We start from the raw sequence: 13,171 nt of genomic DNA, 5'->3' as shown, positions 1-13,171 counted from the left end.
CGTCCTGCAAGCCTCTTTTTACATCACGAACCCACATTGTCTGGAGTGTGGTTTGGGCAGATTCCCTGCCCTTGATCAACAGGAATCAACATGAGCGAAAGCTTTGCAGAACTATTTGAAGAAAGCCTAAAGACCCTCAATCTTCAGGCTGGCGCGATCATCACCGCGATCATCGTCGATATCGACTATCAAGCTGGCTGGGTAACTGTCCACGCTGGTCTGAAATCCGAAGGCCTGATCCCGCTTGAGCAGTTCTACAACGATGCTGGCGAACTGGCCATCAACGTCGGTGATGAAGTACACGTAGCGCTGGACGCGGTTGAAGATGGCTTTGGTGAAACCAAGCTGTCCCGCGAAAAAGCCAAGCGTGCCGAGTGCTGGATCGTTCTGGAAGCAGCTTTCGCCGCTGAAGAAGTGGTCAAGGGCGTTATCAACGGTAAGGTTAAAGGCGGCTTCACTGTCGACGTTAACGGCATCCGTGCGTTCCTGCCGGGCTCCCTGGTCGATGTTCGTCCGGTGCGTGATACCACTCACTTGGAAGGCAAAGAACTCGAGTTCAAGGTCATCAAGCTGGACCAGAAGCGCAACAACGTTGTCGTTTCCCGTCGCAGCGTCCTGGAAGCGGAAAACAGTGCCGAGCGCGAAGCTCTGCTGGAATCCCTGCAGGAAGGCCAGCAGGTCAAAGGTATCGTCAAGAACCTCACCGACTACGGTGCGTTCGTTGACCTGGGCGGCGTCGATGGTCTGCTGCACATCACCGACATGGCCTGGAAGCGTATCAAGCACCCGTCCGAGATCGTCAACGTTGGCGACGAGATCGACGTCAAGATCCTCAAGTACGATCGCGAGCGCAACCGCGTCTCCCTGGGCCTGAAGCAACTGGGCGAAGACCCATGGGTTGCCATCAAGGCACGTTACCCAGAGGGTACCCGTGTTACCGCCAAGGTCACCAACCTGACCGACTACGGCTGCTTCGCTGAGCTGGAAGAAGGCGTTGAAGGCCTGGTGCACGTGTCCGAGATGGATTGGACCAACAAGAACATCCACCCGTCCAAAGTCGTTAACGTCGGCGACGAAGTGGAAGTTCAGGTTCTCGACATCGACGAAGAGCGTCGTCGTATCTCCCTGGGCATCAAGCAGTGCAAGTCGAACCCATGGGAAGACTTCTCTGGCCAGTTCAACAAGGGCGACAAGATCTCCGGCACCATCAAGTCGATCACCGATTTCGGTATCTTCATTGGTCTGGACGGCGGCATCGACGGTCTGGTTCACCTGTCCGACATCTCCTGGAACGAAGTGGGCGAAGAAGCCGTACGTCGTTTCAAGAAGGGCGACGAGCTGGAAACTGTCATCCTCTCGGTTGATCCGGAGCGCGAGCGCATCTCCCTGGGCATCAAGCAGCTGGAAGACGATCCGTTCTCCAACTACGCCTCGATCAACGAGAAGGGCACCATCGTTCGTGGCACCGTGAAAGAAGTTGACGCCAAGGGCGCCATCATCGATCTGGGCAACGATATCGAAGCGACCCTGAAAGCCTCCGAAATCAGCCGTGACCGCGTTGAAGACGCCCGTAACGTGCTGAAAGAAGGCGACGAAGTCGAAGCCAAGATCATCAGCATCGACCGCAAGAGCCGCGTAATCAGCCTGTCCATCAAGTCCAAAGACGTCGAAGACGAAAAGGACGCGATGAAAGAGCTGCGTACCAAGCAAGAAGTTGAAAGCACCGGTCCGACCACCATTGGTGATCTGATCCGCGCGCAGATGAACCAGAACTAAGTTCAGGTTGATCAGAAAAAGGGCGACTTCGGTCGCCCTTTTTTGTGCCTGTGTGTTTTATCTGCAATTGCGCGAGGTGGGGCGGCTGACTCGGCTCGTCTGAATCGCCTGTCGTGCCGAGTTGCAGGGATGCGCAGAATCCTGCCGGCGAGTCACGAATTGCGCTAACACCTTGTTTTATAGGCTGTTCAAAAGCTGACCAGCATGCTAAAACCTTCCTATCTAGTGATCTAGCCGCTTGAAAAAGAAGGGAAAACCATGACCAAGTCGGAGTTGATCGATCGCATTGTCACCCACCAGGGGTTGCTGTCCTCCAAGGATGTCGAGCTGGCGATCAAGACCATGCTGGAGCAGATGTCGCAGGCGTTGGCCACCGGGGATCGCATTGAGATCCGTGGATTTGGCAGCTTTTCCCTGCACTATCGCGCGCCGCGTGTCGGTCGCAACCCGAAAACCGGTGAATCGGTACGCCTGGATGGCAAGTTCGTACCGCACTTCAAGCCGGGTAAGGAGCTGCGTGATCGGGTCAACGAAGATGAGTGATCTTCTCTTGCGGGAAGTCCGAGCATGCTGACGGGTTTCAAGCGTTTCTTGCTGATTCTGGGATTGCTGCTGGTTGCTCTGGCGGTGCTGGTATTTATCCTGGAGAACCGTCAGGCAAGTCATCTGGTATTCCTGGGCTGGTTGACTCCCGCGTTGCCGGTTTCGGTGCTGATGTCGCTGGCTTTTATCGTGGGTGCGGTGTTTTCCCTTCTGCTTAACCTCTGGCTGCTTGGCCGCTTGCATGCACGTATTGCACGTCAGCAGCGAGAGTTACTCTCGTTGCGCAAGGGACATGAAGTCCAGTCCGCTCCATAAGGGGCAATCTGGAGCGTCGTTTCCTATGGTGAACGCCTTCCTGGCCTAATTCCCGTAGCTACCGCTGCAGCCCGCGTTATGGTTTTCTCCCGACTTGTTTATTTGTTGCCTGATGGGGCTATTTGCACATGCGTATTTTGGTGACCGGAGCCACTGGCTTTGTTGGGCGTGCCCTGAGCGAGCGCCTGCAGGCTGTTCCAGGGGCGCGGGTGGTGGTGGGCTTGCGTGATGCTGACAGTCTTCCTACTGCAGCCAATGTTGATCGGTTGATACTGGGTGATTTGGCGACGGCCGCTATCGATCCAACAGCGTTGCAGGGTATCGCCGTGGTTGTGCACTGTGCAGCCCGTGTACATGTGATGCAGGAGCGCAGTGATGACCCACTGGCGGATTTTCGCCGGGTCAATCTGCAAGGCACCCTCAAGTTGGCGCAGGCTGCGGCTCAGGCGGGGGTGAAGCGGTTTATTTTCCTCAGCACGATCAAGGTCAATGGCGAGCAGACTGTGTCTGATGCCAGTTTCACGGCAGATGATTGCCCTGCGCCCACCGATCCTTACGCAGTTTCCAAGTTTGAAGCGGAACAGGCTTTGCTGCAGTTGGCGGCAGAGGGGGCTATGGAAGTGGTGATTATTCGGCCGCCTCTGGTGTATGGGCCGGGGGTAAAGGCCAATTTCCTTAGCATGATGCGCTGGTTAAACAAGGGCCTGCCGCTACCGCTGGGGGCGATCCATAACCGGCGCAGCCTGGTTGGTTTGCCAAACCTGGTGGATTTTCTGGTGTGCTGCCTGGATCACCCGGCGGCGAGCAACCAGGTTTTCCTGGTCAGTGATGGTGAATCACTGTCTACCACCGAGTTGCTGCGCAAGCTGGCGTCTGCTCTGCGCCGGCCTGCGCGCCTGCTGCCGGTGCCACAAGGCTGGTTGCAGGCTGGCGCTGTATTGCTGGGGCGGCGCAGCGTGGGGCAGCGTTTGTGTGGGTCGTTGAGTGTCGATATTGGCAAGAATCATGCGCTCCTGGGTTGGACGCCACCGTTCTCCAGTGATCAGGTCTTGCGCCTGACGGCCTTGGATTTCCTTGGGCAGGAGGCACGATGATGGCGTTAGGTTTCCTGCTGCTGGTGTTTCTGGCATCTCTGTTGATGACCTGGCTGCTGCGCCGTTATGCCTTGCTGCGTAATGTTCTGGATATCCCTAATCAGCGCAGTTCGCATACCTTGCCGACTCCGCGCGGTGGCGGCTTGGCCATTGTCTTGGGCGTCAGCCTGGCTTTGCCTGGGTTGTTCCTGTGGGAAGGCCTGACTGTGCAGCATCTGTGGGCACTGTGGGGGGCGGGTGGCCTGGTTGCCCTTGTCGGTTTCATCGACGACCACCGCCCGCTTGCTGCGCGTTGGCGTCTGGTTGCGCATTTTGCCGCGGCAATCTGGGGCGTTGTCTGGTTGGGCGGGGCACCGGACCTGGAGATTTTCGGGGCCAGGATCAATCTGGGTTGGCTGGGCGCGGCTTTGGCGGTGTTCTACCTGGTCTGGATGCTCAATTTGTACAATTTCATGGATGGCATAGATGGTATCGCCGGCGTTGAGGCGGTCACTGTCGGTCTGGCGGGTGCGCTGCTGTATGCCTTGTCGGGGCATCTCGATGCCATGCTTCTGCCGGCGTTGCTTGCTGCGGCGAGTGCGGGATTTCTGTTCTGGAACTTCCCGCCCGCGCGCATCTTCATGGGCGATGCGGGGAGTGGCTATCTGGGCCTGATCCTCGGGTTGCTGTCGCTGCAGGCTGCCTGGATTGAGCCGCGCTTGTTCTGGGCTTGGCTGATCCTGCTGGGCGTCTTCGTCGTCGATGCCACGCTGACCTTGGGCCGTCGTCTTTGTCGTGGTGAAAAGGTCTACCAGGCGCACCGCAGTCATGCCTATCAGGTTGCCTCGCGTCATTACGGTCGCCACTTGCCCGTGACCGTGGCGATTGCGCTTATCAATCTATTCTGGCTGCTGCCCATTGCCAGCTGGGTGGCGCTAGGTGGTGAGGGGCTGGTTGGCGTCTTGCTGGCGTATGTCCCGCTGGTTGGGTTGGCAGTGCGGTTCAAGGCGGGGCTTGCAGACTAAGGCTGCCGTGAAGTCGGTATGCGGGACTGACTAACCAGAGCTGGGCGGTGACGTGTGCCGACATGGGCTGATGTGCGGCAGCGCACAAAATGCTGGGGTCGTGGTTTGACGGGTTGCTGGCAGCAACTAGCTTGAATGCGTGGCTGGATGTGCCACGCCACATGTCGACACGGAGAGTTGCCATGCTTAGAAAGAGTCTGTCTGTACTGCTGTTTTCCTGCCTTACCAGTCTGTCCGCCGGAGTTTTCGCGGCAGAGCCCGCCAAAAGCGAAGCTGCTCCTGTTACTGCCAGCCAGGCCCCGGTTACTGCCGAAGTGCAGGTGGTCAACCTCAATACCGCTGACGCCGCCACTCTTGAGAGTGGTCTGATCGGTATTGGCAAGGTGAAGGCCCAGGCCATTGTCGATCACCGTACGGCTAACGGGCCGTTTGCTTCGGTCGATGAGTTGCTTGAGGTGAAAGGTATTGGTGCTGCAACGCTGGAAAAGAACCGCGACAAGTTGAGTATTAACTGACGCGTCGTAGTGCGGTGTAATAAAGACCGGCCTTTGGCCGGTCTTCTTGCTTCTGGGGTACTGGGTTTGCGAGCAATAAAAAAGCCCCAGGTTTTCACCTGAGGCTTTCGAATTTGGCTCCGCGACCTGGACTCGACAGCGCAGCTGAGCGCGCTTTAGCGCGACCCCGAAGGGGTGAGCGAAGCGAATAACCGGGGGACATAGTCCCTGGTGAGAGTCCGACAAGCAATAAAAAAGCCCCAGGTTTTCACCTGGGGCTTTTGCATTTGGCTCCGCGACCTGGACTCGAACCAGGGACCCAATGATTAACAGTCATTTGCTCTACCGACTGAGCTATCGCGGAACAGCGGTGCGTATCCTACTGATTAAAAAGGGGAAGTCAACACCCTGTGGGGGCTTCCCGGCTTCCATCAGAGGACCTGGACGATGGCCTTGGTGACGGCATCCAGGTTGCTGCGGTTGAGTGCTGCGACGCAGATGCGACCAGTGCCGACGGCGTAGATGGCGAACTCGTTCTTCAGGCGTTCCACCTGCTCGGCGGTCAGACCAGAGTAGGAGAACATGCCGCGCTGACGGGCGACGAAGCTGAAGTCGCGCTTGGCGCCCTGGGCCGCCAGTTGCTCGACCATGGCCAGGCGCATGTCACGGATGCGCTGGCGCATCTCGCCCAGTTCTTCTTCCCACAGTGCGCGCAGCTCGGGGCTGTTGAGCACATTGGCGACCACGGTGGCGCCGTGGGTCGGTGGGTTGGAGTAGTTGGTGCGGATCACGCGCTTGGCTTGCGACAGCACGCGGCCGGCTTCTTCCTTCGACGCGGTGACGATGGACAGTGCGCCGACCCGCTCGCCATACAGCGAGAAGGACTTGGAGAAGGAGCTGGAAACCAAGAATGGCAGGCCGGACTCGGCGAACAGGCGCACGGCGAAAGCGTCCTGTTCGATGCCCTCGCCGAAGCCCTGGTAGGCGATGTCGAGGAAGGGCACGTGCTCGCGCTCGCGCAGCACTTCCAGCACGGCTTTCCAGTCGTCCAGCGACAGGTCGACGCCGGTCGGGTTGTGGCAGCAGGCGTGCAGTACGACCACCGAGCGGGCTGGCAGGTTCTGCAGGTCTTCCAGCAGGCCGGCGCGGTTCACGCCGTTGGTCGCAGCATCGTAGTAGCGATAGTTGTGTACCGGGAAGCCGGCGGATTCGAACAGCGCGCGATGGTTTTCCCAGCTTGGGTCACTGATGGCGACCACGGCATTCGGCAGCAGGCGCTTGAGGAAGTCGGCGCCGGTCTTCAGCGCGCCGGTACCGCCGACGGCCTGGGTGGTGACCACGCGACCTTCGGCCAGCAGGGCGGAATCAGCGCCGAACAGCAGCTTCTGTACGGCGCTGTCATAGGCGGCGATGCCTTCGATCGGCAGGTAGCCGCGCGGTGCGTGGGCTTCGATGCGGGCTTTTTCGGCCTCGGCAACGGCACGCAGAAGGGGAATTCGGCCTTCCTCGGTAAAGTAGACGCCCACGCCAAGGTTGACCTTGTTGCTACGGGTGTCGGCGTTGAAGGCTTCGTTCAGGCCCAGGATCGGATCGCGCGGCGCCATTTCGACGGCAGAGAACAGACTCATGATGCGGCAGCTCGGAGGGAAGTTAAGTGGGGGGTCGGCAAGGCCCTGATGTAATAGAGGCTAGGGCTTGCATAAACGGGCCGCTATTATAGCCACCCAGGGTGTGCGCGGCGACAGCGTCGGCACGCTTTCACGCTAGCTATGACGCCCGCCGTTGCGCCGCGTCACAGTAGTTCGTCGAGGTCTGTTCATGTCGCAGTTTCAGCTCGTCACCCGCTTCCAGCCGGCCGGCGACCAGCCGGAGGCCATTCGCCAGCTGGTCGAGGGGCTTGAGGCGGGTCTGTCGCACCAGACCCTGCTCGGCGTGACCGGTTCGGGCAAGACCTTCAGCATCGCCAACGTGATCGCCCAGATCCAGCGCCCGACCCTGGTGCTGGCACCGAACAAGACCCTGGCCGCGCAGCTGTATGGCGAGTTCAAGAGCTTCTTCCCGAACAACGCGGTGGAGTATTTCGTCTCCTACTACGACTACTACCAGCCCGAGGCCTACGTTCCTTCGTCCGATACCTTTATCGAGAAGGACGCCTCGATCAACGACCATATCGAGCAGATGCGCCTGTCGGCGACCAAGGCCCTGCTCGAACGGCCGGATGCGATCATCGTCACCACCGTGTCGTGCATCTACGGCCTGGGTAGCCCCGAGAGCTACCTGAAAATGGTGCTGCACGTCGATCGTGGCGACAAACTGGATCAGCGCGCGCTGCTGCGCCGCCTGGCCGACCTGCAGTACACCCGCAACGACATGGACTTTGCCCGCGCCACCTTCCGTGTACGCGGTGATGTGATTGATATCTTCCCGGCCGAATCCGACCTGGAAGCCATCCGCATCGAGCTGTTCGATGACGAAGTGGAAAGCATCTCGGCCTTCGATCCACTGACCGGCGAGGTGATCCGCAAGTTGCCGCGCTTTACCTTCTACCCCAAGAGCCACTACGTCACCCCGCGTGAGGTGCTGCTGGAGGCGGTGGAACACATCAAGGTCGAGCTCAAGGAGCGCCTGGACTACCTGCGCGCCAACAACAAGCTGGTCGAGGCGCAGCGCCTTGAGCAGCGTACCCGCTTCGACCTGGAGATGATCCTCGAGCTGGGCTACTGCAACGGCATCGAAAACTACTCGCGCTACCTGTCCGGGCGCGGCCCGGGCGAGCCGCCGCCGACCCTGTACGACTACCTGCCGGACCAGGCGCTGTTGGTGATCGACGAGTCCCACGTGTCGGTGCCGCAGGTTGGCGCCATGTACAAGGGCGACCGTTCGCGCAAGGAAACCCTGGTCGAGTACGGCTTCCGCCTGCCCTCGGCGCTGGACAACCGGCCCATGCGTTTCGAGGAGTGGGAGGCGGCCAGTCCGCAGACCATCTTCGTTTCCGCTACGCCGGGCAACTACGAGGGCGAGCATGCCGGGCGGGTGGTCGAGCAGGTGGTGCGGCCGACTGGCCTGGTCGACCCGCAAATCGAGGTGCGCCCGGCGCGCACCCAGGTCGACGACCTGCTCTCGGAGATCACCAAGCGCGTCGCGGTCGAGGAGCGCGTGCTGGTCACCACGCTGACCAAGCGCATGGCCGAAGACCTCACCGATTACCTGGGCGACCACGGGGTCAAGGTGCGCTACCTGCACTCGGACATCGACACGGTGGAACGGGTGGAGATCATCCGCGACCTGCGTACCGGGGCGTTCGACGTGCTGGTGGGGATCAACCTGCTGCGCGAAGGCCTGGACATGCCCGAGGTGTCGCTGGTGGCGATTCTCGATGCGGACAAGGAAGGCTTCCTGCGCAGCGAGCGCTCGCTGATCCAGACCATCGGCCGCGCCGCGCGCAACCTCAATGGCCGGGCGATCCTGTATGCCGACCGCATGACAGGTTCGATGGAGCGCGCCATCGGCGAGACCGAGCGGCGGCGCAACAAGCAGATCGCCTTCAACGAAGCCAATGGCATCGTGCCCAAGGGCGTGAAGAAGGACATCCAGGACATCCTCGAAGGCGCCACTGTGCCCGGCTCGCGCAGCAACAAGCGCAAGGGCATGGCCAAGGCGGCGGAGGAGAGTGCGCGCTACGAGGCCGAACTGCGCTCGCCGAGCGAGATCACCAAGCGCATTCGCCAGCTGGAGGAGAAGATGTACCAGCTGGCCCGCGACCTGGAGTTCGAGGCCGCCGCACAGCTGCGCGACGAAATCCACAAGCTGCGCGAGCGGTTGTTGCAGGTGTGAATCGCACTTGTGGGAGCGACCTTGGTCGCGATCAAGCAGGAGGGCAAGGATGCCTGTTGAGAGAAACCCTTCCAGCTACCGCCTGCGTATTGGACGTTACTCCGAGTCTGGTCGCATTTATCTGCTGACTAGTAATACCCATGAGCGGCGTTCGCTGTTTTCCGATTTGCAGTTGGGGAGACTAGTCGTTCGGGAAATGCGCGAGCTGCAGGCGCGGGGAATGGCCGAAACACTGGCGTGGGTGTTGATGCCGGATCACTTGCATTGGCTCGTGCAATTGCAGGATGTGGAGTTGAGTGAGCTGATGCGCAGGTTGAAGTCCAGCAGCTCTCGTGCAATTAAGCGGACAACCCTGTTGAAAGAGCCGGTTTGGCAGTCTGGTTACCACGACCGTGCTTTGCGGCGCGATGAGGATATTCGATTGGTTGCTCGCTATGTAGTAAGCAACCCGCTCCGGGCGGGATTGGTTCAGTCGCTGAGCGACTACTCGCTCTGGGATGCGGTGTGGCTCTGAGTGGGGTATTTCGCGGCCAAGGCCGCTCCCACAGAAGAGAAACTTAGCGCCGCCCCAGAATGATCAGCGACACCCCGGTCAGGGTCGCCAGGCAGGCCAGGCCGGCGGTGAGGCTGAGCTGTTCGCCGAGGATCAGGTAGCCCAGCAGCAGGGCCACCACCGGGTTGACGAAGGCGAAGGTCGACACCAGGCTCGGCCGCACTTCGCGCAACAGCCAGAAATACGCCGGGTAAACGCCCAGGCTGACCGGCAGCACCAGATAAGCCAACCAAAGCCAACCGCTAGCGCTCAGTCGGTCGAGATGCAGCGCCTGCCAGTCGCCGTCGAGCAGGCCCAGGCCGGTGAGAATCAGCGCGCCGATCAGCATCTGCAGGCTCAGTCCCAGCCAGCTGGAGCGGAACGGCGGGCGCTGGCGCATCCACCAGGCGCCGATGGCCCAGAGCAGGGTGGCGAGCAGCGTCAGGCCACCGGAAAACCATTGCAGCAGACCCGTCTCGGCGCCCAGGCCATTGCCCATCAGTAGCACGATGCCGCCGCTGGCCAGGGCTAGGCCCAGCAGCACCCAGAACGGCGGGCGTTCGCCGAGCAGCCACTCCAGGGCCACGCTCCACAGCGGCAGGCTGGTGTAGAGCATCGCCAGCAGGCCGGTGGGCAGGTGCTGGTTGGCGTAGATCAGTGCGCCCTGGCCGAAGGCGATCAGCAGCAGGCCGCCGATCAGGGCGCTGCCCCAGTTGCCTGGCTGCATCTGCGTTTCACCCCGGCTCAGCGCCCAGAGCAGGGCCAGCACGCCGGCACAGAGGAAGCGCAGGGTGCCGATGACGAAGGGCGGCAGCTCGCGCAGGAGGAAGTGGTTGGCCAGGTAGGTGGTGCCCCAGCCGATATAGATGACCAGAAAAGCGCTGATCAACAGCAGCGAGCGCGAGCGGGTGGTGGAGGAGAGCATTGCGGAACCTTGAGCGTCGACACGCCGCTTGTGGCAGCGTGTCGGTTTGTCAGTGGGCAGCGCCGCCGGTGGTTCCCGGTGGCAGTGCGCGGGTCAGGAGCACGGCGATCATGCTGATGCCGAGCGCCAGGCCGACGAAATGGAAGGCGTCATTGTAGGCCATGATGCTGGCCTGCTGGTGGGCGATTTCGCTCAGCTTGGCCAGTGCCGCCTGCTCGCTACCGAGCTTGTCGGTGAGCAGGGCGAGGCGCTCGCTGACCTGCGGGTTGCTCGGTACCAGCGATTCGCGCAGGTAGTCGAAATAGGTTTTGGCGCGGCTGTCGAGCAGGGTGGCGAGCAGGGCGATGCCGATGGCGCCACCCAGGTTGCGCAGGATGTTGAACAGACTGGAGGCCGAGCCGGCGTCCTGGGCCTGGATATAGGCGGTGGCGATCAGCGAGATGGTGACCATGATCAGTGGCTGGCCGAGGGCGCGAATGATCTGGATATGGTTGAACTGTTCGCCGGCAAAGTCCGGATTGAGCACCCCGGAAGCGAAGCTGGAAAAGCCGAACAGGCCGAACCCCAGGGCGCACAGCAGTTTGGGCGGAACCACCTTCATCAGCAGCGGCACCAGCGGGATGATCAGCAGCTGCGGCAGGCCCATCCACATGATTACTTCGCCAATCTGCAGGGCGCTGTAATTCTGGATCTGCGCCAGGTACAGCGGCAGCAGGTAGATCGAACCGTACAGGCCCAGACCCATGCCCAGGCTGGCGATGCTGGTCAGGCCGAAGTTGCGCTCGCGGAGGATGCGCAGGTTGATCAGCGGGTTGTCGCGGGAGAACTGCAGGATGACGAACAGGCACAGACTGATCACGGCGATCGAACCGAGGCCGACGATCAGGTTGGACTCCAGCCAGTCCTTGCGGTGGCCTTCCTCGAGAAATACCTGCAGGCAGCCCAGACCCAGGCCCAGGGTGACGATGCCGCCGTAGTCGGTGCTTTTCAGCAGCTGCCAATGCGGCGCCTTCTTCTCCAGGCCGTACATCAGCCCGGCGATCATCAGCAGGCCCGGCGGGATGTTGATATAGAAGATGTATTCCCAGCCCCAGTTTTCCGTCAACCAGCCGCCCAGGGTCGGGCCGATGGAGGGGGCGAAGGTGGCGGTGATGGCGAACAGCGCCATGCCCTTGGCGCGGTGGTGTTCCGGCAGCTTGATCAGGGTCAGGGTGAAGGCCAGCGGAATCAGCGCGCCGCCGGTAAAGCCCTGCAGGGCACGAAACACGATCATGCTCTCCAGGTTCCAGGCCATCGAGCAGAGCAGGGAGGAGGCGAGAAAACCCAGTGACACCCATATCGCCAGGCGCCGTGCCGAGAGCAGCTGCACCAGCCAGGCGGTGAGCGGGATCATGATGATCTCCGCGACCAGGTAGGAGGTGGAAATCCACGAGCCTTCCTCCAGGGTGGCGGATAGCGCGCCCTGGATGTCCTTCAGCGAGGAGTTGGTGATCTGGATATCCAGCACTGCCATGAAGGCGCCGAGCATGGCGCTCATCACCGCGATCCAGTCGCGTCGGCTGGGTTCGCCGAGCGGGCGGATCAGCTCATCAGCCGCCATGGTGCTGGGCGCCGCGGATATCGACCTTGACCTCGACCGACATGCCCGGACGGATCTTACCCTTGAGCGGGTTGTTCGCGGCAAAGGTCAGTTTCACCGGAATACGCTGCACCACCTTGGTGAAGTTGCCGGTGGCGTTGTCCGGCGGCAGCAGGCTGAACTGCGCGCCGGAGGCGGCGAACAGGCTGTCGATGCGCGCTTCGATCGGCGTATCGGGGTAGGCGTCGAAGGTCAGCTCAGCCGTTTGCCCGGGCTGCATGCGGCCGATCTGGGTTTCCTTGAAGTTGGCCTGCACCCAGATGTCGTCGTTCGGCACGATCGACAGCAGGTAGGCGCCGGCCTGCACCACCTGGCCATTGCGCGCCGAGCGCTGACCGACGATGCCACTGATCGGGGCGTGGATCTGTGTGCGGGCCAGGTTCAGCTCGGCTTGGGCGATATCGGCGCGGGCGTTGGCGATCTGTGCTTCGAGGCGTTTGATCTCGGCGCTCAGGGCGTCGACTTGCTGACGCTGGGCGCTGAGGTCAGCCTCGGCCTTGGCGACCTGGGAGAGGGCGACGCGGCTGTCGGCGGCCAGGGTGGTGACCCGCTCCTCGGAAACATAGCCGGGCTTGCGCAGGGTTTGCGCGCGGGACAGATCGATCTGCGTGCGGCTCAGGGTGGCCTGGCTGGCGCCGACGTCAGCACGGCTGGCGGCAATCAGGCTGGCCTGCTGGGTCAGGCGGCTCTGCGCCTGGGCCAGCTCCGCCTCGCGGGTGGCCAGGGTGGCGCGGGCGCGATCGAGGGCCAGCTGGAAGTCGGCACTTTCCAGGGTGGCGAGCAGCTGCCCCTGTTCCACGTGCTGGTTATCACTGACCAGCACCTGTTCGATGCGTGCGCCGAGCTGGCTGGAGATGCGGGTGATCTCGCCCTGCACATAGGCGTTGTCGGTGCTCTCGTGGAAACGTCCGATCAAAAGCCAGTGACCAAGCAGGGCCAGGACAATCAGGGTGAGGAGGGCAAGAAACACGGACAGGCGGCGTTGCAATTTTGCGGACATGACAGGCGCTCAGAC

At 61.4% G+C, this 13,171-nt stretch carries 12 protein-coding genes and 1 tRNA gene; 8 read left to right on the top strand and 5 right to left on the bottom strand.

The window, feature by feature from the left end; all coding sequences use genetic code 11:
* Window positions 1-90: 90 nt before the first annotated feature.
* The 6 genes from rpsA (at window position 91) to LRS11_RS20165 (ending at window position 5,247) form a co-directional block, all read left to right on the top strand.
* The gene (gene rpsA, locus LRS11_RS20190; protein ID WP_173208106.1) at window positions 91-1,776 is read left to right on the top strand and encodes a 30S ribosomal protein S1; all 1,686 of its coding nucleotides are present in this window, start codon (window positions 91-93) and stop codon (window positions 1,774-1,776) included.
* Window positions 1,777-2,034: 258 nt separating this feature from the next.
* Complete coding sequence (gene ihfB / locus LRS11_RS20185) at window positions 2,035-2,319, top strand: integration host factor subunit beta (RefSeq protein ID WP_173208103.1); 285 nt, start codon at window positions 2,035-2,037, stop codon at window positions 2,317-2,319.
* Window positions 2,320-2,343: 24 nt separating this feature from the next.
* Window positions 2,344-2,634, top strand: a complete 291-nt coding sequence (locus tag LRS11_RS20180) for a lipopolysaccharide assembly protein LapA domain-containing protein (RefSeq protein WP_260494620.1) — start codon at window positions 2,344-2,346, stop codon at window positions 2,632-2,634.
* A 128-nt stretch (window positions 2,635-2,762) separates the two neighbouring features.
* Entirely contained in the window at window positions 2,763-3,728 is a 966-nt protein-coding gene (locus tag LRS11_RS20175) for an SDR family oxidoreductase (RefSeq protein ID WP_260494619.1), read from the top strand.
* A complete protein-coding gene (locus tag LRS11_RS20170) occupies window positions 3,725-4,732 on the top strand; it encodes a glycosyltransferase family 4 protein (RefSeq protein ID WP_260494618.1) in 1,008 nt (335 codons plus the stop codon). Before LRS11_RS20175 ends, LRS11_RS20170 begins: the two co-directional genes overlap by 4 nt.
* Before the next feature lie 182 nt (window positions 4,733-4,914).
* The gene (locus LRS11_RS20165; RefSeq protein WP_260494617.1) at window positions 4,915-5,247 is read left to right on the top strand and encodes a ComEA family DNA-binding protein; all 333 of its coding nucleotides are present in this window, start codon (window positions 4,915-4,917) and stop codon (window positions 5,245-5,247) included.
* A gap of 267 nt (window positions 5,248-5,514) precedes the next feature.
* Here the strand turns inward: LRS11_RS20165 and LRS11_RS20160 are convergent.
* Window positions 5,515-5,590 (bottom strand) — tRNA-Asn (locus LRS11_RS20160).
* A 67-nt stretch (window positions 5,591-5,657) separates the two neighbouring features.
* Window positions 5,658-6,854, bottom strand: a complete 1,197-nt coding sequence (locus LRS11_RS20155; RefSeq protein ID WP_260494616.1) for an amino acid aminotransferase — start codon at window positions 6,852-6,854, stop codon at window positions 5,658-5,660.
* 190 nt (window positions 6,855-7,044) lie between these two features.
* Between LRS11_RS20155 and uvrB the strand changes: the two genes are divergently transcribed.
* Window positions 7,045-9,060, top strand: a complete 2,016-nt coding sequence (gene uvrB, locus LRS11_RS20150; protein ID WP_260494615.1) for an excinuclease ABC subunit UvrB — start codon at window positions 7,045-7,047, stop codon at window positions 9,058-9,060.
* Between the two features lie 49 nt (window positions 9,061-9,109).
* Entirely contained in the window at window positions 9,110-9,574 is a 465-nt protein-coding gene (locus tag LRS11_RS20145) for an REP-associated tyrosine transposase (protein ID WP_260494614.1), read from the top strand.
* 43 nt (window positions 9,575-9,617) lie between these two features.
* Here the strand turns inward: LRS11_RS20145 and LRS11_RS20140 are convergent, their stop codons facing one another.
* The 3 genes from LRS11_RS20140 to LRS11_RS20130 are packed head-to-tail and all read right to left on the bottom strand — an operon-like array spanning window position 9,618 to window position 13,156.
* A complete protein-coding gene (locus LRS11_RS20140; RefSeq protein ID WP_260494613.1) occupies window positions 9,618-10,517 on the bottom strand; it encodes an EamA family transporter in 900 nt (299 codons plus the stop codon).
* Between the two features lie 49 nt (window positions 10,518-10,566).
* Window positions 10,567-12,057 (bottom strand): MDR family MFS transporter, encoded by a 1,491-nt coding sequence (locus tag LRS11_RS20135; RefSeq protein ID WP_260496963.1) that lies wholly within the window; start codon window positions 12,055-12,057, stop codon window positions 10,567-10,569.
* A 49-nt stretch (window positions 12,058-12,106) separates the two neighbouring features.
* Window positions 12,107-13,156 carry an HlyD family secretion protein gene (locus LRS11_RS20130; RefSeq protein ID WP_260494612.1) on the bottom strand — a complete coding sequence of 350 codons (1,050 nt, stop codon included), beginning with the start codon at window positions 13,154-13,156 and terminating at the stop codon, window positions 12,107-12,109.
* Window positions 13,157-13,171: the final 15 nt, after the last annotated feature.

This window comes from Pseudomonas sp. J452, assembly GCF_024666525.1.
Classification (GTDB): Bacteria; Pseudomonadota; Gammaproteobacteria; order Pseudomonadales; family Pseudomonadaceae; genus Aquipseudomonas.
This window is presented reverse-complemented; position numbering and strand designations above follow the sequence as displayed.